The sequence below is a fragment of the Mycobacterium kansasii ATCC 12478 genome, from assembly GCF_000157895.3.
GTDB lineage: Bacteria > Actinomycetota > Actinomycetes > Mycobacteriales > Mycobacteriaceae > Mycobacterium > Mycobacterium kansasii.
Window position 1 is genome coordinate 6,197,650 of the sequence record NC_022663.1, and the last position, 20,001, is coordinate 6,217,650.

At 67.0% G+C, this 20,001-nt stretch carries 12 protein-coding genes and 1 pseudogene; 12 read left to right on the forward strand and 1 reads right to left on the reverse strand.

Annotated features, from left to right (window positions below; translation table 11 throughout):
• Nucleotides 1–23 precede the first annotated feature (23 nt).
• The 3 genes from rpmI (at nucleotide 24) to MKAN_RS26860 (ending at nucleotide 1,484) form a co-directional block, all read left to right on the forward strand.
• Nucleotides 24–218 (forward strand): 50S ribosomal protein L35, encoded by a 195-nt coding sequence (rpmI, locus tag MKAN_RS26850; protein WP_023373729.1) that lies wholly within the window; start codon nucleotides 24–26, stop codon nucleotides 216–218.
• A gap of 75 nt (nucleotides 219–293) precedes the next feature.
• Complete coding sequence (gene rplT / locus MKAN_RS26855; protein WP_023373731.1) at nucleotides 294–683, forward strand: 50S ribosomal protein L20; 390 nt, start codon at nucleotides 294–296, stop codon at nucleotides 681–683.
• Between the two features lie 15 nt (nucleotides 684–698).
• Nucleotides 699–1,484, forward strand: coding sequence for a TrmH family RNA methyltransferase (locus MKAN_RS26860; RefSeq protein ID WP_023373733.1), 786 nt, complete (start codon nucleotides 699–701; stop codon nucleotides 1,482–1,484).
• Nucleotides 1,485–1,497: 13 nt separating this feature from the next.
• On the opposite strand, the gene MKAN_RS26865 is transcribed toward MKAN_RS26860, so the two are convergent.
• Nucleotides 1,498–2,562: an oxygenase MpaB family protein gene (locus tag MKAN_RS26865; protein WP_036394346.1), complete on the reverse strand. Its 1,065-nt coding sequence runs from the start codon at nucleotides 2,560–2,562 to the stop codon at nucleotides 1,498–1,500.
• 499 nt (nucleotides 2,563–3,061) lie between these two features.
• Between MKAN_RS26865 and MKAN_RS32640 the strand changes: the two genes are divergently transcribed.
• The 9 genes and pseudogenes from MKAN_RS32640 (at nucleotide 3,062) to argJ (ending at nucleotide 19,928) form a co-directional block, all read left to right on the forward strand.
• Complete coding sequence (locus tag MKAN_RS32640; RefSeq protein WP_080674167.1) at nucleotides 3,062–4,261, forward strand: PE family protein; 1,200 nt, start codon at nucleotides 3,062–3,064, stop codon at nucleotides 4,259–4,261.
• Nucleotides 4,262–4,334: 73 nt separating this feature from the next.
• Nucleotides 4,335–5,246 carry an adenylate/guanylate cyclase domain-containing protein gene (locus tag MKAN_RS26880; RefSeq protein ID WP_023373739.1) on the forward strand — a complete coding sequence of 304 codons (912 nt, stop codon included), beginning with the start codon at nucleotides 4,335–4,337 and terminating at the stop codon, nucleotides 5,244–5,246.
• A 9-nt stretch (nucleotides 5,247–5,255) separates the two neighbouring features.
• Nucleotides 5,256–6,035, forward strand: a complete 780-nt coding sequence (locus MKAN_RS26885) for a rhomboid-like protein (protein ID WP_036394169.1) — start codon at nucleotides 5,256–5,258, stop codon at nucleotides 6,033–6,035.
• A 451-nt stretch (nucleotides 6,036–6,486) separates the two neighbouring features.
• A complete protein-coding gene (gene pheS, locus MKAN_RS26890; RefSeq protein ID WP_023373743.1) occupies nucleotides 6,487–7,530 on the forward strand; it encodes a phenylalanine--tRNA ligase subunit alpha in 1,044 nt (347 codons plus the stop codon).
• Entirely contained in the window at nucleotides 7,530–10,019 is a 2,490-nt protein-coding gene (pheT, locus tag MKAN_RS26895; protein ID WP_023373745.1) for a phenylalanine--tRNA ligase subunit beta, read from the forward strand. Before pheS ends, pheT begins: the two co-directional genes overlap by 1 nt.
• Before the next feature lie 197 nt (nucleotides 10,020–10,216).
• A complete protein-coding gene (locus MKAN_RS26900) occupies nucleotides 10,217–13,456 on the forward strand; it encodes a PE family protein (RefSeq protein WP_023373747.1) in 3,240 nt (1,079 codons plus the stop codon).
• Nucleotides 13,457–14,891: 1,435 nt separating this feature from the next.
• Entirely contained in the window at nucleotides 14,892–17,567 is a 2,676-nt protein-coding gene (locus MKAN_RS32645; RefSeq protein WP_431331519.1) for a PE family protein, read from the forward strand.
• Nucleotides 17,568–17,660: 93 nt separating this feature from the next.
• A pseudogene (gene argC, locus MKAN_RS26915) lies at nucleotides 17,661–18,720 on the forward strand (N-acetyl-gamma-glutamyl-phosphate reductase).
• Complete coding sequence (argJ, locus tag MKAN_RS26920) at nucleotides 18,717–19,928, forward strand: bifunctional glutamate N-acetyltransferase/amino-acid acetyltransferase ArgJ (RefSeq protein ID WP_023373753.1); 1,212 nt, start codon at nucleotides 18,717–18,719, stop codon at nucleotides 19,926–19,928. The pseudogene argC and the gene argJ overlap by 4 nt, the downstream one beginning before the upstream one ends.
• The last annotated feature ends 73 nt before the right edge of the window (nucleotides 19,929–20,001 follow it).

Sequence of the window (20,001 nt, forward strand, 5' to 3'; positions counted from 1 at the left end):
GAACTCACCAGGACTGAGGAAAAATGCCCAAGGCCAAAACTCACAGCGGCGCCTCGAAGCGGTTCCGCCGCACCGGTACCGGAAAGATCGTCCGGCAGAAAGCCAACCGCCGGCACCTGCTCGAGCACAAACCGTCGACCCGAACCCGGCGCCTGGAAGGCCGTACGGCGGTGGCGGCCAACGACACCAAGCGGGTCAATTCGCTGCTGAACGGTTAGCCGGCGCCCCGTACGACCGGCTGGCGCCGGTACCTGACCAAGCACGTCCGAGTCCGAACGAGAGTAGGAACATCCATGGCACGCGTAAAGCGGGCAGTCAACGCCCACAAGAAGCGGCGCTCCGTCCTGAAGGCCTCGAAAGGTTATCGGGGCCAGCGGTCCCGGCTCTACCGCAAGGCCAAAGAACAGCAGCTGCATTCGCTGAACTACGCCTACCGCGACCGTCGCGCGCGTAAGGGCGAGTTCCGCAAATTGTGGATCTCGCGGATCAACGCGGCGGCGCGTGCCAACGACATCACTTACAACCGGCTGATCCAAGGTCTGAAGGCCGCTGGTGTGGAGGTGGACCGCAAGAACCTCGCCGATATCGCGGTCACCGATCCGGCTGCGTTCACCGCGCTCGTGGAGGTCGCCCGGGCGGCCCTGCCCGAGGACGTCAACGCACCCTCCGGAGAGGCCGCTTAGGCGCACCGCATCCCGGTGCTCACCGAACGCTCGGCCAGGGTAGCCGCCGCGGTCAAATTGCATCGCCACGTCGGCCGGCGTCGCGCAAACCGATTTCTCGCCGAGGGCCCCAATCTGGTCGAGGCGGCGTCGGCGCGCGGACTGGTCCGGGAAGTGTTTGTCACCGAGGTCGCGGCGCAGCGGCACGAGACCTGGTTGGCCGGCCACGACGCGCCGGTCCATCTGGTGACCGAGCGTGCCGCAAAAGCCCTGTCCGACACGGTTACCCCGGCGGGACTGGTCGCGGTGTGCGACATTCCGACGACCCGCCTGGACGATGTGCTGACCCGCTCACCGCGGCTCATCGCAACGGCCGTCGAGATCAGCGAGCCAGGTAACGCCGGGACACTGATCCGCATCGCCGACGCCATGGGGGCCGCGGCCGTGATCCTTGCCGGACACAGCGTCGACCCGTACAACGGCAAGTGTCTGCGCGCGTCCGCGGGCAGCATCTTCAACATTCCCGTCGTCGCCGTTGCGGACACCCATGCCGCCATCGTGTCGTTGCGGGGCGCCGGGTTGCAGGTACTGGCCACTGCCGTAGACGGTGAGACGTCCCTCGACGATGCCGATCCGCTGCTGGGAGTTGCGACGGCGTGGTTGTTCGGCCCCGAATCACACGGGCTGTCCGCCGAGATCGCCGGCGCGGCAGACCACCGGGTGCGCATCCCGATGTCCGGCCGAGCCGAGAGCCTGAACATCGCCGCCGCCGCGGCTATCTGCCTGTACCAAAGCGCCCGGGCACTGAGCGGCACTCGCTGAAATCGTTTGCGTTTTATGCGGCCCTGGTCGCCCGGCCGCGGCCGCGGGCGGGGCGCAGGCCGGCCAGCGAGAGCGTGGTGTGCACCAACGATCCGGCCCGCTCCATGATCAGCCGGGCCGGCTCCAGCGGGAACGGGGCGAATCCGCGTGCGCGCGGTGGGAAGTAATGCATCGGCAATCCGCGGCGGTCCCGCGGCGGAGCCATGAAGGCAGGCGCTTCGACCAGCGGCGCGTCGCTTCGGGTCCGGCCCTCTTCCCGGCGGTAGGCGGCCAGCGCGCGAGGATGCAGTCTGATCTCGTCGGGCACCGCCAGAAACACCAGCTCCACCAGCTTGCCGAACAGCCGCAGCAATACCTCGTCGCCCGGGGTCCAATGCATTCCCGCCTTCTCCCGCACGGCCGGGTCGAATAGGCCGGCCGCGATCCAGCGCTGACCGGCAACCAGGGGCTTGAACATTTGGTCCCAGATGGGCGTTGGCATGAGTACGAACTTCGGCTTGGGAATGCGCATGCGGAAGATGTCCAGCGTGGCCTGGTTGATCTCGAGTTCGTCCCGGCAGACCCGGGCCCAATACTCCTGAAACTCTTCCCACGACTTGGGGACCGGCCGCATGCTCATGCCGTACATCCGGTACCACCGCACGTGTTCGTCGAATAGTTGGCGCTTTTCGGCCTCGGTCAAACCTCCGCAGAAGTATTCGGCGACTTTGACGACGAGCATGAAGAACGTGGCATGCGCCCAGTAGAAGGTCTCCGGGTTCAAGGCGTGATAGCGGCGACCCTCGGCGTCGACTCCCTTGATCGTGTGGTGATAGCCCTTGATCTGCTCGCCGGTCCGGGCCGCCCGGTCGCCGTCGTAGACGACGCCCATGATGGGATACACCGACCGGGCCACCCGCTGCAGTGGTTCCCGCAGCAGGATCGAATGCTCCGTGACGCCGGCGCCAAGCTCCGGATACATGTTCTGGATCGCGCCGATCCACACGCCCATCATTCCGGTCCGCAGGTCACCGAAGTATTTCCAGGTCAGCGAATCGGGTCCGAGTGGCTCGACTGGTGTCGTCGATGTGGCAGTCATCGCGGCCTCCACGCGCTCGATGTGCGCCCACGATAATCGGTGACAACATACGTTGTCTACGTTTTCGGCGAGTGCCCCGGCATGCTGTTATCGGGTGTCCATAGCGGCGTGGTACCCGCGTGATCAGGGTTGTTTGTCGCAGCGCATGGCATTGGGCCGACCCCGCGCGAGCCCTTGCCCTCGGACCTGGCGGCGGGGTTGTCGACTGCGTCCCGAGCTGCGGATGCGACCGACCGGATGGGATAAACACGCGACGGCCCACCGGGATGTTGCCGACTGCCATGAAACAGTTCCGATCGGACGATTTGACGTCCGCGGGAACGTTCTATTGGTCTTGTTTGCTTCTCGCCACGTTGGTTTCGAGCTGGTGCGGCGAAGCGCCGGGCGTTGCTGAAAGGGCCGAAAAAGGGCTAACCAAAAGGCGATTGCCGGGAGTAGAGTTTCTTTCCTGGAGACTACTCGGTGATTTTCTTCTTGAGTCAAGCAAGGAGGCCCGGCATTGTCGATTCTCAATGTGGTACCGGACGTTATGAACGCGGCGGCGGGAAATTTGGCGGAAATTGGTTCCGCGATGAGCGCGGCCAATGCGGCAGCAGCCCCGCCCACGACCGGGCTGGTGGCCATGGCGGCAGATCAGGTGTCGGCGGCTGTCACGGCGGCATTCGCGACACATGCCCAGGACTATCAAGCCCTCAGCGCGAAGATGGCGGCGTTTCACGACCAGTTCGTCCGTACCCTGAGCAATGGCGCGGGTGCGTACCTCGGCGCCGAGATTGCCAATGCCGAGCAGAATCTGCTGAACGCGGTGAATGGACCCGCCCTGTCGTTGCTTGGCCATCCGTTGCTGGGGACCGGCGCAGATTCTGCTGCACGCGCGGCGACTGCCGGCAGCGGCACCGGCGCGACTGCCGCTAGCGCGGAGAGCGCCGGCTGGAGTGCCGGTTCGGGGCTCAGCTCGGCCACCGGTGCTGCGGTCGCCGGTGCGACGGCCACCGGTGCGACGGCGACGGATGCGACGGCTACGGGTGCTGCGGTCACCGGTACGACGGCCACTGGTGCGACGGCCACCGGCACGACGGCCACTGGTGCGACGGCCACTGGTGCGACGGCCACCGGCACGACGGCCACTGGTGCCACGGCCACAGGTACCACGGGCGGCAGCGCAATGTTGCCGCTGGCCGGCCCGACCGCTCCCGTGACTGTTCCGCTGGTGAGTACGAGCACCCCGTTCGGTCCGGTGGCGCTCACGCTCAACGGGACCGTGGACCTGACTACCTTTCAAGTAGCCTTCGACTCCGGCTCCATCGCATTACCTACGCCGCTTGCGCTCGGCATTGATGCTTTGGGTCCGTATTACCTCGCGACGACCGCGCTGCAAAATAGCGCCATGGCGTTTGGCAACGCGATATCAAGCGGTAATCCGTTGGCGGCGGCAGGCACGCTGTTCTTTGCTCCCGTCAACGCCGTAAACAGCTTCCTTTTCGGCCACGAGACGATAACGCAGTCGATGGCGGCGCCGGCGGGGCTTGGTTACTCGGACGTGGCGTTCAGCGTTCCGGTTGGCGGGCTGCTGTCCCCGCTTCAGCCCTTCACGCTTACGCTCACGCCGACCAGCGGAACGCCCACCTCTATTGCATTGGGCGGAACACAGGTCGGCGGCCTTGTTCCCGGCTTGTTGGGGCTGTTCTCCGGCTTCTAGGTTGTCGATCGTCGGGGCGCCGGCGGGACGACTGCGATTGCCTGGCTCAGCCCGTAGCACCTACCCTTGCGAAGTGGAGGTCGGGGCTGGCGAAGGGGAGTCCGGCGTGCCCGACGAGACGGCGACTGCGGTCGCGCCGTCGGCTTCGCGTCGGCGTTCTCCGGGACAGTGGCTGCGCTCCACCAACCACAGCCCGGGCGTCGTGGCGTTCATCCGGCGGGCGCGACGGCTGTTGCCCGGCGATCCCGAATTCGGCGATCCGCTGTCCACTGCTGGTGACGGCGGTCCGCGGGCCGCGGCACGGGCTGCCGACCGGCTGCTGGGGGATCGTGATGCGGCCTCGCGTGAAGTCAGCCTGGGTGTGCTGCAACTGTGGCAGGCATTGACTGAGGCAGTTTCCCGCCGTCCGGTGAATCCCGAAGTGACGCTGGTCTTCACCGACCTGGTGGGTTTCTCGACCTGGTCGCTGCAAGCCGGTGATGATGCCACCTTGGCGCTGTTGCGCCGGGTGGCCCGGGCTGTCGAGCCCCCGCTGCTGGACGCCGGGGGTCACATCGTCAAACGGATGGGCGACGGCATCATGGCGGTGTTTCGCAATCCGGCTGTGGCCGTCCGCGCCGTGCTCGCCGCTCGGGAGGCATTGAGCGCAGTCGAGGTGGCGGGCTACACGCCGCGGATGCGGGTCGGCATCCACACCGGCCGGCCGCAGCGACTGGCCGCTGACTGGCTCGGTATCGACGTCAACATCGCCGCTCGCGTTATGGAACGCGCCACAAAAGGTGGCATCATGATATCGAGTCCCACCCTGGACTTGATCCCGCAAAGCGAGTTGGACGCATTGGGCGTCGTCGCCAAGCGGGCACGTCGGCCGATGTTTTCCAGCAAGCTCACCGGCATTCCACCGGACTTGGCGATTTATCGCCTCAAACCTCGTAAGGAGCTGCCAGCTTTTGGTGACGCTCCCGAAACAGAACAGCAGGCATAGTAGATATCGATGAATCATCGCATTTGGGCACTCGTGTACCGGCTCGGCCGGGTCCGGTTCACACTTGGCTACCTGGCAGCTCTGGCCTCGGTCAGCATCGCGATCTTGATGCTCGGTCCGCATGCCCACGAGCAGGTCATTCGGCATGCCAGTACAAACTTGCACAACCTGTCACACGGTCGCCTGGGCACTCTGTGGAATAGCGCCTTCGTGATCGCCGAGGGTCCGCTTTACTTCTGGCTGCCGTGTCTGGCCTGTCTGCTCGCGCTTGCCGAACTGCACCTGCACACCGGGCGGTTGACCCTCGCGTTCGTCGTCGGCCATCTCGGGGCCACCTTGCTGGTGGCGGCCGCGTTGGCGGGCGCGGTCGAGTTCGGCTGGCTGCCGTGGTCGATCACCCGTGTCAGCGACGTAGGGATGAGCTACGGCGCCCTCGCGGTTGTCGGAGCGCTTACCGCCACGATCTCCCGCCGCTGGCGGCCGGCATGGATCGGCTGGTGGGCGTCGCTGGCTGTGGCGGCCGCGATCGCCGGCGGTGATTTCACCGACGCCGGCCACGCCATTTCCCTCTTGCTGGGCATGCTGGTGACCATGCGGTTCGATCGGCCGGTTCGCTGGACGCCGGCGCGGTATGCGTTGCTCATGGTCTCGTCCGGGTTCGGCTTTCTGCTTCTGGCGCACACCAGCTGGACATCGGTGAGCGGTGTTGCCGTGGGCGCGCTGGGCGCGGGCGTGGCCTACGGGTTGGCCCGCTGGAAGACCATGCGGGTCGTACCGGCGCAAACATGACGCGCGGCCGGGCCGGACGGGCGTCCCGATAGGACCTCCAAAGGACATTGGCCGGTGGTGGGGGACTCCTCAACAACTCCGGGTGGTCTGGAACCACGCCCCTTGCGGATGCCGGACCACCGTCGGCCCTGCCCCCGCGGACGCCGAGTAAGGCCTACGGCAAGGCGACGGTTGACTCGCTGCCGCGGGAGAGGGCGTGCAGACCGTCTCGATGATGTGGCTGGCGGTTCCGGCCCCCGGGGGGCGTTGCCCACTGGGCATCACCAAAACGAGCCGATCGATGACTTATGATCGGCAGTTGCGTCAAACCCGTGCCGTGAACCCACCCCGCGACGATGTGAGCCCCCTTAGGGCCCACCCGCTGGCCGGGTGACGGACCGAGGTGGGTGTCCCCCTCGGGGGAGAGCCGGGCAGTTATACCTAGCCTCGTCAGCAAGGAGAGTGTCGCCGCGTGGGTGAACAACCCGTCGATCTGTCGCCGGAGGCATTGGCCAAGGCGGTTAACGCCGCCCAACAGGCTTTCGCACTAGCCGACAGTCTGGAGGCGCTGGCGCGCGCCAAGACCGAGCACCTTGGGGACCGTTCGCCGCTGGCGCTGGCCCGGCAGGCACTGGGCAGGTTGCCCAAGGAGGAGCGTGCCGATTCCGGCCAGCGAGTGAACGTCGCCCGGGGCGATGCTCAACGCAGCTACGACGGACGTCTGACGGCGCTGCGGGCCGAACGTGACACTGCGGTGCTGGCCGCCGAGGGTATTGACGTCACGCTGCCGTCGACCCGGCAGCCGACCGGCGCCCGGCATCCGATCACGATCCTGGCCGAGCACATCGCGGACACCTTCATCGCAATGGGATGGGAGCTGGCCGAAGGACCGGAGGTCGAGAGCGAGCAGTTCAACTTCGATGCCCTCAACTTCCCGCCGGACCACCCCGCGCGCAGCGAGCAAGACACCTTCTATATCGCGCCGGAGAATTCACGGCAGCTGCTGCGCACCCACACGTCACCGGTACAGGTGCGCACCCTGCTGGAGCGCGAATTACCGGTCTACATCATCTCGATCGGCCGGACCTTCCGCACCGACGAACTCGATGCCACCCACACGCCGGTGTTCCATCAGGTCGAGGGATTGGCGGTGGATCGCGGGCTGACCATGGCGCACCTGCGCGGGACGCTGGATGCCTTCGCCCGGGCCGAGTTCGGGCCGTTGGCGCGCACCCGGATCCGGCCGCACTTCTTCCCGTTCACCGAACCGTCCGCCGAGGTCGATGTGTGGTTCGCCAGCAAGAAGGGTGGCGCCGACTGGGTGGAGTGGGGTGGCTGCGGAATGGTGCATCCAAACGTGTTGCGGGCCGCCGGAATTGACCCTGAGGTTTACTCGGGCTTCGCGTTCGGGATGGGTCTAGAGCGAACGCTGCAGTTCCGCAACGGGATTCCCGACATGCGCGACATGGTCGAGGGTGACATCCGGTTCTCGTTGCCGTTCGGGGTGGGTGCCTGATGCGTGTTCCGTATAGCTGGCTGCGCGAAGTGGTTTCGGCCGGCGCACCGGGTTGGGACGTCCCGGCAGGTGAACTCGAGCAGACGTTGGTCCGTATCGGCCATGAAGTCGAAGAGGTGACCGCACTCGGCCCGGTTGACGGCCCGCTGACCATGGGGCGGGTCGCCGCCATCGAGGAACTTACCGGTTTCAAGAAGCCGATCCGGGCCTGCCTGGTCGACCTCGGCGACGGTGCGGAGCGCGAAATAGTCTGTGGTGCCACAAATTTCATGGTTGGCGATTTGGTCGTCGTGGCGCTCCCGGGAACCACCCTGCCGGGCGGCTTCACCATCACCGCTCGCAAGACCTACGGCCGTACCTCGGCGGGAATGATCTGCTCGGCGGCCGAACTTGCTTTGGCCGCAGATCATTCCGGGATCCTGGTGCTGCCGCCGGGAACGGCCGAACCGGGGGCCGACGGCGCGGGTGTGCTCGGATTGGACGACGTGGTCTTCCACCTGGCGATCACCCCCGACCGCGGCTACTGCATGTCGGTGCGAGGCCTGGCCCGAGAGATCGCCTGCGCTTATGACTTGGATTTCGTCGACCCCGCCGACGTGCCGGCGCTGCCGGTGGAGGCAGAGGCGTGGCCGTTGACGGTACAGGCCGAAACAGGCGTGCGCCGGTTCGCCCTGCGGCCGGTGACTGGCATCGATCCGGCCGCGGCATCGCCCTGGTGGCTGCAACGCCGGCTGCTACTGTGCGGCATCCGCGCGACCTCGCCGGCGGTCGACGTCACCAACTACGTAATGCTCGAGTTCGGTCACCCGATGCACGCGCACGACCGCAACCGGATCACCGGCAGCCTGGGCGTGCGGTTCGCCCGCTCCTGCGAGACCGTAGTCACCCTGGACAACATCGAGCGGCGACTCGAACCCGCCGACGTCCTGATCGTCGACGACGTCACCACCGCAGCGATCGGCGGCGTGATGGGTGCGGCCAGCACCGAGGTGCGCGCCGATTCAACCGACGTCCTGTTGGAGGCGGCGATATGGGATCCGGCTGCGGTGTCGCGCACCCAGCGGCGGTTGCACTTGCCCAGCGAGGCCGCCCGGCGCTACGAGCGCGCAGTCGACCCGGCCATTTCGGTGGCCGCCCTGGATCGATGCGCTGCGCTGCTCGCCGATATCGCCGGGGGAGTAGTCGTCCCGGCACTGACCGATTGGCGGGGTGAACCGCCGGTCGATGACTGGTCGATGCCGCCGATCCGGATCGCCGTCGACCTGCCGGACCGCTTCGCGGGCGTGTCCTACGCCCCGGGCACGGCTGCTCGGCGGCTGACACAAATCGGCGCCCAGGTAGCCGAGGATGGCCCCGATGTGCTTGAGGTGAGGCCGCCGAGTTGGCGACCCGATCTGCTGCAGCCCGCCGACCTCGTCGAGGAGGTGATGCGGCTGGAAGGGCTCGAGGTCATCCCGTCGGTCCTGCCCTCCGCGCCCGCGGGTCGCGGCCTCACGGCTACGCAGCGGCGCCGTCGGGCGATCGGTAAATCACTGGCGCTGTCCGGCTACGTCGAGGTGCTGCCGACGCCGTTTCTGCCCGCCGGCGTTTTCGACCTCTGGGGACTAACGGCCGATGACCCGCGCCGGACCACGACCAGTGTGGTCAACCCGTTGGAAGCCGACCGTCCGCAGCTGGCCACCACGTTGTTGCCGGCCCTGCTGGAAGCGTTGGGGCGCAACGTGTCCCGCGGTCTGACCGATGTCGCGTTGTTCGCCATCGCGCAGGTGGTCCGGCCAACCGAGCAGACTCGCGGCATCGAGCTGATCCCCGTGCATCGCCGGCCCACCGAAGGCGAGATCGCCAAGCTGGACGAATCGCTGCCCCGGCAACCGCAACACGTCGCCGCGGTGCTGACCGGGTTGCGCGAGCCTCGCGGCCCGTGGGGTCCCGGCCGCGCGGTCGAAGCTGCCGACGCTTTCGAGGCGGTGCGAATCATTGCCCGGGCCAGTGGAATTGACGTGACTCTTCGCGCGGCCCGGTACCTACCCTGGCATCCGGGCCGCTGCGCCGAAGTACTCGTCGGCGAAAGCTCCATCGGTCACGCGGGACAGCTGCATCCGGCCGTGATCGAGCGGACGGGCCTGCCGAAGGGCACCTGCGCGATCGAGCTGAACCTCGATGCGATCCCCGTCGTGGAGTCGCTTCCGGCTCCCAGGGTGTCGCCGTTCCCCGCGGTGTTTCAGGACGTCAGCCTTGTGGTGTCCGCGGATGTCCCCGCCCAGGTCGTGGCGGATGCGGTTCGCGAAGGCGCAGGTGAGTTGCTGGAGGACATTCAGTTATTCGACGTCTTCACCGGTCCGCAGATCGGCGAAGCGCGCAAGTCGCTGACCTTCGCGCTACGGTTTCGCGCGCCCGATCGCACGCTGACCGAAGACGACGCAAGCGCGGCCCGCGACGCGGCGGTACAGCTGGCTGCCGAACGCGTCGGCGCCCTGCTGCGTCGCTGAAACTGTGGGCCGGGCACCAAGTTAGCCGAGTGGTTGTGTCCTGCCCTTCCTTGCGCTCGTTGGGGTCTACCGAACTATATCGGTGAAATTGTCAGGGAAAACACGGAATTCGCGTTTTGAAACGCCTACTATCTGCTTTCACCGGCCGTCGCGACGCGACGACAGCTTGATTCGGGACGGGAAGTGGAGGTTGTCGGATGTCGTTTGTGATCGCGATGCCGGAGATGGTGGCTTCGGCGGCAACGGATTTGGCGAGCATCGGCTCGACGATCAGCTCGGCCAACGCGGCGGCAGCAGTGCCTACCACGGGGCTGCTGGCGGCCGGTGCCGACGAGGTGTCGGCGACGATTGCGTCGCTGTTTTCGCAGCACGCCGCGGAGTATCAGGCGCTGAGCGCCCAGGTGGTGGCTTTCCACTCCCAGTTTGTGCAGACCCTCAACTCGGGTGCGGCCGCCTATGCCGGCGCCGAGGCCGCCAACGTCCAGCAGAGCTTGCTCGACCTGATCAACCAGCCCTTTCTGGCATTGACCGGGCGCCCGCTGATCGGCAACGGCACCGACGGGACGAGCGGACCCGTCGGGACAGCCGGCGGTCCCGGCGGGTGGCTGTTGGGCAACGGCGGCAAAGGTGGAGATAGCACGAATGTCGGAGCGACCGGCGGGGCGGGCGGGGCCGCAGGCTTGCTGGGCAACGGCGGCATGGGTGGGACCGGCGGGCCGGGCACGGCCGCCACCGCTGGCGGGACCGGCGGCGCCGGTGGTGCGGGCGGGTGGCTTTACGGCAATGGTGGCGTTGGTGGGGCCGGCGGGAGTACGACGGTCAACAACGCCCACGGCGGTATCGGCGGGGTCGGCGGCAACGCCGGGTTGCTCGGCTACGGCGGCGCCGGTGGCGCCGGTGGCTCCGCCACCACCGGACTTGGCGGCAACGGCGGCGCCGGCGGCGACGGCGGTGTGTTCGGTGTCGGCGGCGGCGACGGCGGTGCCGGCGGGAGCGTCACGACCGGGACCGGCGGAACCGGCGGTGCCGGCGGCAACTCTCAGTACTTCGGGACCGGAGGCGCCGGCGGGCAGGGCGGGAACTCCAGCAACAACCTCGCCGGGACCGTCGGTGGCACCAGCGGCGCGGGCGGTGTGGGCGGCAGTGGCGGGTCGCTGTTTGGCAACGGTGGTGTCGGCGGGGCCGGCGGCAGCTCGACCAGAGGACTCGCCGGCAGCGGCGGCAATGGCGGCATCGGTGGCGTGTTCGGCAATGGCGGCGACGGCGGGGCCGGCGGCGACACTTTGGGTGGGGTTCTTGCGGCGGGAACCGCCGGCACCGGCGGCAATGGCGGCACTAGCGGGCTGATCGGCGCGGGCGGCAAGGGCGGCGTCGGCGGCAACAATCTTGCTGTTCTCTTCAATGGAACCATCGGGGCCGGCGGCAACGGCGGTGACGCCCGGCTCTGGGGTGACGGTGGTGCCGGCGGCACCGGCGGGCTGACTTACAACGGCAACGTCACCGGTGGGGCCGGCGGCAGCGGCGGCAACGGCGGATCATGGTTTGGCGACGGCGGTGCCGGTGGTGACGGCAGCGCCGGCCTCGGCAAGGGGGCCGGCGGCGCGGGCGGTAACGGCGGTGCCGGCCTCGGGATGGGCGATGGCGGTCGCGGCGGGGCCGGCGGAGTCGGCGGAGCCAGTGGCGCCGGTGGGGCAGGTGGTAGCGGGGGTGGGGCGCGCATAGGCGATGGTGGCGCTGGTGGTGCCGGCGGCAACGGCGGCATCACGACTGGGGCCGGCGGCGATGGTGGCCGGGGCGGCGACGTCAGCGTCGCCGGTGCCGGTGGGGCCGGGGGTGCTGGCGGGAACGGCTCGGTCGGCTCGGCCGGAGCCGGAGCCGGTGGGGCCGGGGGTGCCGGTGGCAACGGCGGGTCGTCGTACGGCAACGGCGGGGCCGGCGGCGCCGGCGGCAACGGCGCTACCGTCAGCGGCGCCGGCGGGGCTGGTGGCGCGGGCGGCAACGCCTTCGGCATCGGCAATGGCGGGGCCGGGGGTGCCGGCGGCGGCTCCGCGGCCGCTCAAGGGGGCTCCGGCGGCAGCGGCGGGGCCGGCGGCAACGGCGGCACCGCTGGGTGGTTCGGCAACGGTGGGACCGGCGGCGACGGCGGCAGCGTCAACGGCACCGGCGCCGGCGGAGCCGGCGGCAACGGCGGCAACGCCACATTCATCGGCAGCGGCGGCAACGGCGGCCTCGGCGGGTCGACATTTGCCGCAGCCACCGGTGCCGGTAACGGCGGGAACGGCGGCGATGCCATGGGCCTTGTCGGCGCCGGCGGCAACGGCGGGAATTCCGGCAATTCCCCTCTCAACTTGATTACGCCCGCCAGTGGCGGCAACGGTGGCAACGCCACGACCACCGTGATCGGCAACGGCGGCAATGGTGGCAGCGGCATCAACGGCGGCGCGAACGGTACCGGCGGCACGCCCGGGCAGCTGGGCAGTCCCGGCCTAGCCGGGGGGGTGGCCCCGCCGCCGAGCACCACCAACGCGTATGAAGCCCTCGTGGCGAATACGGCCGTGAATCTCGCCAGCACGAGTGCCACCTCTGCTGGCAGTCCGGCGCCTTTCCTGAGCCAGATCGCCGATAACCTGGATGGCTACATCCAGCTGACCGGCCAGTCGCTCGGCGCGGCGGTCACCGACTTCAACAGCAATTTGTATAACTTGCCCCAACACCTGATGGCGGCTTTCTCCGACCTTCTGGCGGGCAACATCAGCGGTGCAGTGCAGCAGGTGGCGAATGGCGTGTTCGGCCTCTTCGTCGATACCTCCAGCCTGTTCTCCGTGACTGGCAACTTCCCGCAACTCACTGCGGTCGTGAACGGCGCCCTTGGAGACCTGCTACCGATCCTGACCATCCCCGGAGAGTCGGCGCAGAACGTCGCCAACGTGGTCAAGTTGCTTACCGACCCGACCATATCGGTGGATGTCACGAATTTCTTGGCTCCCACCCAGACCCTCGGGTTCCCGGTGGCATTGGGTCTGGAGCTGGTAGGCCCTGCGTTCTCTACAGCTGCCGCGGCCGGAAAGAGTGCCGCGGCATTTTCCCAAGCCGTGCAGGCCGGGAACATGCCGGCGGCTTTGACTGTATTGGTAGACGCGCCCGCCGTCATCGCAGATGGCTTCCTCAATGGCCAATACGTGCTGCCCACGCCGCTGACGTTGACGGTTCCCTTTGTGGTTCCGCTGGTCGGCGTGGTGCCACAAACCATAACGCTGCAGAACAACGTCCCCTTTAACGGGATTCTGCACCCCCTCGAGCGCATCACGGCTATTGCGCCGAACCCACTCACCGGAGGCATGCTCAACGTCACAACCAACGGCACGGAGATCGGCGGCATCGTTCCCGCGCTGCTGAACTATTGGCCCCAACAGCTCGCGAATGCGATCGGGGCGTAGTTGCTGACCGGTGTGTCGCGCGAAGAGAAATAGCCTATTTCACCAGCTAGTCCCGCAAGCCCGCGCTGAAGGGTCACACGCTGGTGCCGGCCGGTCAGCCGTTTCAGCACCATCCGCTCGCTGCCGCGCGTGGCGGCGGTAGTGATGGCGCTGTCGGGTCCGGCCCGCCGGTCGCGGGATTTCGCTTGATCGTGTCGCGGATGGGTCGGCCCCACGTCGAAACGTCCGACGTTGTCGTGGTGAGCGGACAGCGCCGTGGGTGTCGACCTCGAGGTGGCCGCCGCCTGAAGTCGCTGCGTTGCCGACGGCGAGACGATCGAAGGGATCGTCGGAATACGAAGTGGGTAACCACTTCACCGCACCATCGACCGACAAAACCCCACGTCAAAGCGGAAATTGCCTACCGGAATCGCCCTAACTTCGGGTTAGGGGCCAGTGATCGTTGTAACGACGATGAGTAATCGCTCGAGCACCAAGTTGCGGCGCTCGGAGACTGGCCGTATCGGCGCGAATTAGGGTGGCGGCCCTGCGGCGGCAAGCGAGCACCGAAGCCCGTTGTGCCCATATTCGGTTCATGTCGGTGGGAGTGTCCGCTCACCAATTATGAATTCACAATCACCAAATCTCTCGGCGGGGATATGTGTGGCTTCCCACGGGTTTGTGCGACTTTTCGGCCACTGACGCGCCGGCTAGCGATCCATGTCGTAAGACGGCGTAGGTGATTTGCCGTGACCAATTCGTGGCGACTGAGGGCAGTTAGGCAGATTTGGCAAACGACACTAACCGCTTGGCATGTCACCGGCGACGTGATTTCCCGGTCCTCGCGGCCGCATAACACCGGGTAGGGCCAGTGCCCTTTCAATCTGAACATTCGGTGCCGGTCCTCACTGCAGCTAACGAGATGGATTATCACCGCCTAGATCGCTCGGTCGCTCGGTCGCTGGAAGCTGCGCCTGCCGAACGCCTTTCGGCGGTCGGGATTGCGACGATGATGAGCGATCAGACAACGACGGGCTTTTGAATGCATGGTGAGCGCTGTCATGCCGCTCAAATGCGTTGTTGTACAACAGGACAATACCGTGATGGGCAAGGCTGCTGGTGGGTGTGCATCGAGGGCGCAGGCGATTGCTTTCGCCGCCTGGGCGGCAAGGCGCCTGACGGGCCAATCGGAATCTGCTATGGCGCAACACGTTTGCTGTTCGAAATAGCGTCGCATACTACAGTCCCGCGCGGGGCCAGCCGGGTCGCTGCCATGAGTGGAGTTGAACTCCTTCGGTCAAATGTCACCTCGCCGCTATCACCTAGATAAGTTCCACCCAATCAACTGAAAATGATCATTTTCCGTTGTTGTTGTGTCCCAGGGGATTACGTTTCTTTTTGCCGATGAGGTCGGGTCTCATCGGGTCAAACCGTTCATGTTGTGGGGGCGATGAGCATGTCATTTGTGAACGCTGTGCCTGCGGTTGTCCAGGCGGCAGCCCAGGATCTCGCAGGTATTCGCCTGGCGCTGGAAGAGGCCGCCGCAGCAGCGGCGGCTCCCACTACTGCGTTGGCGGCGGCGGGCGAGGACGAGGTATCAGCTGCAGTCGCAGCACTATTCGGCACCTTCGGTCAGGAGTACCAAGCCGTCAGCGCCCAGGCGTCGGCGTTTCATGCGGACTTCGTCAAGCTGTTGAGCGGCGCTGCGTCTTCATACGTCGAAGCCGAGGTGGCGAATGCTGTTTCAGTCCTCACCGGCCGAAATGCCGCTGCTGCAGTGGGCGGCGGGTTCAACGGCAGTCTGACCGCCGCCTTCAATGGTGAACTGGCTCTCCAGGCTGCCAACTCGCTCGCGAACGCGTTTGGTGCCGGAGCTTCCGGTCTCGCCCTGCAGACCGGAGGAGCCATCGTGTCCGGTATCGGCACGGGGTTGGTTCAGACGGGCGAAGTCATCGTGGCGGCCGGCCACTCCCTGCAGAATTTCGGCGTTCTTATGTCGGGCGTCGGCGCTGGGTTGAGCACCCAGGCGAGTGCCGCCCTGACACAGGCGTTGACGTTGGGCGGTTCATTGAGCGGTCAACTCGGCGCGTCCCTGTCAGGCAGCCTCGACCTTGGCCTACCGGAGTTGATCGCGGCATTCAACGGTGGCTTGACCGGACTGATCCACACGGGTCAAACCCTGACTGGGAACGTGCTCATAGGCTTCAGCAGCGGGCTTAGTGAGCTCATCCAAACGGGCGGAACCCTATTGGCTAACCTCGGTGGCAGCTTGCCCGAGATTGCCGCCCATCTCAATGTTGCCTTTTCGGCGACTTTAGGTGGGGCCTTGCCGACGTTGGTTGCAGCGGTCAACGGTGGTGTGACTGGGTTGCTTCAGACGGGGCAGTCGTTGGCGACCAGCTTGGCAGGCGGCGTCGGCGGTGGCCTGAGCGGGCTGATTCAAACGGGTGAGAGTCTCGTCGCGACCTTGACCGGCGGGTTGAGTGTGCCGGTGTTGGCTGCGCAGTTGTCGGCGGTGTTGCGGGCCGGTTTGGGTGGGTCGTTGCCGCAGTTGGTGGCCGCGCTCAATGGTGGGTTGCATGGGCTGGTCGAGGTGGGGCAGCGCTTCGCGGCCGCGGTGGGCGCGGTGTTGGATGCCCCGGCGGTGGTGGCCGCGCTCAATGGTGGGCTGCACGGCCTCGTCGAGCTGGGCCAAAGTTTCGCCGCGACCCTGGCCGGTGGCTTCAATGCTCCCGCGTTGGCCGCGCAACTGAGCGCGATGTTGCAGGCCGGTTTGGGTGGGTCGTTGCCGCAGTTGGTGGCCGCGCTCAATGGTGGGTTGCACGGGCTGGTCGAGGTGGGGCAGCGCTTCGCGGCCGCGGTGGGCGCGGTGTTGGATGCCCCGGCGGTGGTGGCCGCGCTCAATGGTGGGCTGCACGGCCTCGTCGAGCTGGGCCAAAGTTTCGCCGCGACCCTGGCCGGTGGCTTCAATGCTCCCGCGTTGGCCGCGCAACTGAGCGCGATGTTGCAGGCCGGTTTGGGTGGGTCGTTGCCGCAGCTGGTGGCCGCGCTCAATGGTGGGTTGCATGGGCTGGTCGAGGTGGGGCAGCGCTTCGCGGCCGCGGTGGGCGCGGTGTTGGATGCCCCGGCGGTGGTGGCCGCGCTCAATGGTGGGCTGCACGGCCTCGTCGAGCTGGGCCAAAGTTTCGCCGCGACCCTGGCCGGTGGCTTCAATGCTCCCGCGTTGGCCGCGCAACTGAGCGCGGTGTTGCAGGCCGGTTTGGGTGGGTCGTTGCCGCAGTTGGTGGCTGCGCTCAACGGCGGCCTCAACGGGCTGATCCAGACCGGTCAGTCGTCGGCGACCAGCTTGGCCGGCAATTTGGGTGGCGGATTGAACGCCCTGATTCAGACCGGCCAGACGTTCGTGGCCAGCTTGACAGGCGGCTTCACTGCTCCGGCGTTGGCCGCACAGCTCAGTGCGATGTTGCAGGCCAGCCTGGGCGGATCGTTCCCGCAATTGGTTGCCGCGCTCACCGGGGGGCTCAACGGAGTGATTCAAACCGGACAGAATCTGGTCGGCAGCCTGGGAGCAGCGTTCGGTGGACGCTTGCCGGAGCTGGCGGCGAGGCTATCCGCGGCCCTGTCGGCGAGCTTGAGCGGGAGCCTGTCGGCGGAACTCAGTGCGGCATTGGCGACGAGCGTCAACGGCGCGTTGTCCGCATTGGGGTCGGGGCTGGTGCAGACCGGTGGGACTCTGGCGGGCGGTCTGGGTGCTGGGCTGTCGGGTCTCCTCGGCACGGGCCAAGTGCTGGCCGGCAGCTTCGGTGCAAGCGCGTCCGGACTGCTGCGGACGGGCGAAGCCCTCGCGGCCATTTGGGAAAATGCCGCGGCTCAGATCGGCGGTGCGCTGGGCGGCGCGGTCGAGGCAAGCCTTGCCGTCGGGTTTCCGGGGCTGTCCCACGTCGGTCTGACGCTTGCGACAGGTATCGCCAACGTCCCCGCCGGCCTAGCCCAGACCGGCGGGGTCATCCTGACGGCTTTGGATAATGCATCTCTTGGACTCGCTGCCAATATCGGGGCTGCGCTGGCCGACCTCCAACTCGCCATCCAAGCGGCGTTGAACGCGAGCCTCGGTGTTCAGGTCGCTGCCTAGTAGCCCGACGGCGTCGTGGTGCGCCTCCAACCGTGGCGGCAACAGCGCCCAGCCGACACATTCCGGAATGGATTTGCAAACATCTGCATAACCATGCAGAATCGGCCGAATGGCCGATGTGACAAAGGTGGCGGTTGCCGGTGCCAGCGGCTACGCAGGCGGTGAAATCCTACGTCTATTGCTGGGGCATCCAGCGCGCACCGCCGGCCGGTTGACGATCGGCGCGTTGACCGCCGCGGGCAGCGCGGGCAGCACGCTGGGTGAGCATCACCCGCATCTGGTGCCGTTGGCCGAACGAATTCTCGAACCCACGGAGCACAACGTGCTCGACAACCACGACGTGGTGTTCCTCGCTCTGCCGCACGGATATTCGGCGGCGCTAGCCGCGCAACTCGAGCCGGAGACCCTCATCATCGACTGCGGCGCGGACTTCCGGCTTACGGACCCGGCGGCCTGGGAGCGGTTCTACGGCTCCCCGCACGCCGGGAGCTGGCCCTACGGTCTACCCGAGTTGCCAGGTGCGCGTAAACGGCTGAAAAGCGCACGCCGCATCGCGGTTCCCGGGTGTTATCCAACCGCGGCGTTGCTGGCGCTACTGCCCGCCATGGCCGACGATCTGATCGAGCCGGCTGTGACCGTCGTCGCCGTCAGTGGAACGTCAGGGGCGGGCCGCGCGGCCAAGACGGACTTACTCGGATCGGAAGTCATCGGGTCGGCTCGGGCCTACAACATTGCCGGTGCCCATCGGCACACCCCGGAAATCGCGCAGGGGCTGCGCGCGGTTACCGGCCGCGACGTCACAGTGTCGTTCACCCCCGTCCTGATTCCGACGTCGCGCGGCATCTTGGCCACCTGCACCGCGCGCACCCGCTCGCCGATCGCCCAATTGCGGGCAGCCTACGAAAAGGCCTACGACGCTGAGCCCTTCGTTCATCTGCTGCCTGAGGGCCAGTTGCCCCGCACGGGCGCGGTGATCGGCAGCAACGCCGCGCATATTGCCGTCGCCGTCGACGAGGGCGCCCAGACGCTGGTGGCGCTGGCCGCGATCGACAACCTGGTCAAGGGAACGGCCGGCGCCGCGATCCAATCCATGAACCTGGCGATGGGCTGGCCGGAAATCGACGGCCTGTCAGTCGTAGGAGTGGCACCGTGACCGAAACACCAACCGTCACAAGGTTGCTGCGTGCTCAAGGGGTCACCGCACCGGCCGGCTTCCGGGCCGCCGGCATCGCCGCTGGCATCAAATCATCCGGTGCCCCCGACCTCGCGCTGGTATTCAATGAGGGCCCCGACTATGCCGCCGCGGGCGTCTTCACCCGAAACAAGGTCAAGGCCGCGCCGGTGTTGTGGACCCAGCAGGTGTTGACCACCGGACAGTTGCGCGCGGTGATTCTCAACTCCGGCGGCGCCAACGCGTGCACCGGCCCGGGTGGCTTTCAGGACACCCATGCCACCGCCGAAGCGGTCGCCGCCGAGCTGTCGGACTGGGGAACCGAGACCGGGGCCATCGAGGTCGCCGTCTGCTCGACGGGCCTGATCGGCGACCGGCTACCGATGGACAAGGTGCTCAACGGCGTTCGTGACATTGTGCATGAAATGCACGGCGGGCTAACTGGCGGCGACGACGCCGCGCACGCCATCATGACCACCGACACCGTTCCCAAACAGGTTGCGCTGCACCATCAGAAGTGGACGGTCGGCGGGATGGCCAAGGGTGCGGGCATGCTGGCGCCGTCGCTGGCCACCATGCTGTGTGTGCTGACCACCGACGCGGTCGCCGAGCCTGCGGCACTCGATCACGCGCTGCGCCGAGCCGCCGCCCGCACCTTTGACCGGCTCGACGTCGACGGCAGCTGTTCCACCAACGACACGGTGCTGTTGCTGGCTTCGGGGGCAAGCGAATTCACGCCGTCGCAAGCTGACCTCGACGAAGCGGTGCTGCGGGTCTGCGACGATCTGTGCGCTCAACTGCAAGCCGACGCCGAAGGCGTCACCAAGCGTGTCACGGTAACGGTAAGAGGAGCAACCAGCGAGGACGACGCGTTGACCGCCGCCCGGGTAATCGCTCGTGACAGCCTGGTCAAGACGGCGCTTTTCGGATCCGACCCGAACTGGGGCCGCGTGTTGGCGGCCGTCGGGATGGCGCCGATCACCCTCGATCCCGATCGAATCAGCGTGTCGTTCAACTGCTCAGCCGTCTGTGTCGACGGAGTCGGTGTTCCGGGAGCACGCGAGGTCGACCTGTCAGGTGCCGACATCGACATCACCGTGGACCTGAATATCGGCGATGGGCAGGCCGCCATCCGGACCACCGACCTGTCGCACGCCTACGTCGAAGAGAATTCGGCCTACAGCTCATGACCCGCGCCGGCGACAATGCAGAGCGAAGCGATGAGGAGGAGCGGCGCTCATGACCCGCGCCGGCGACAATGCA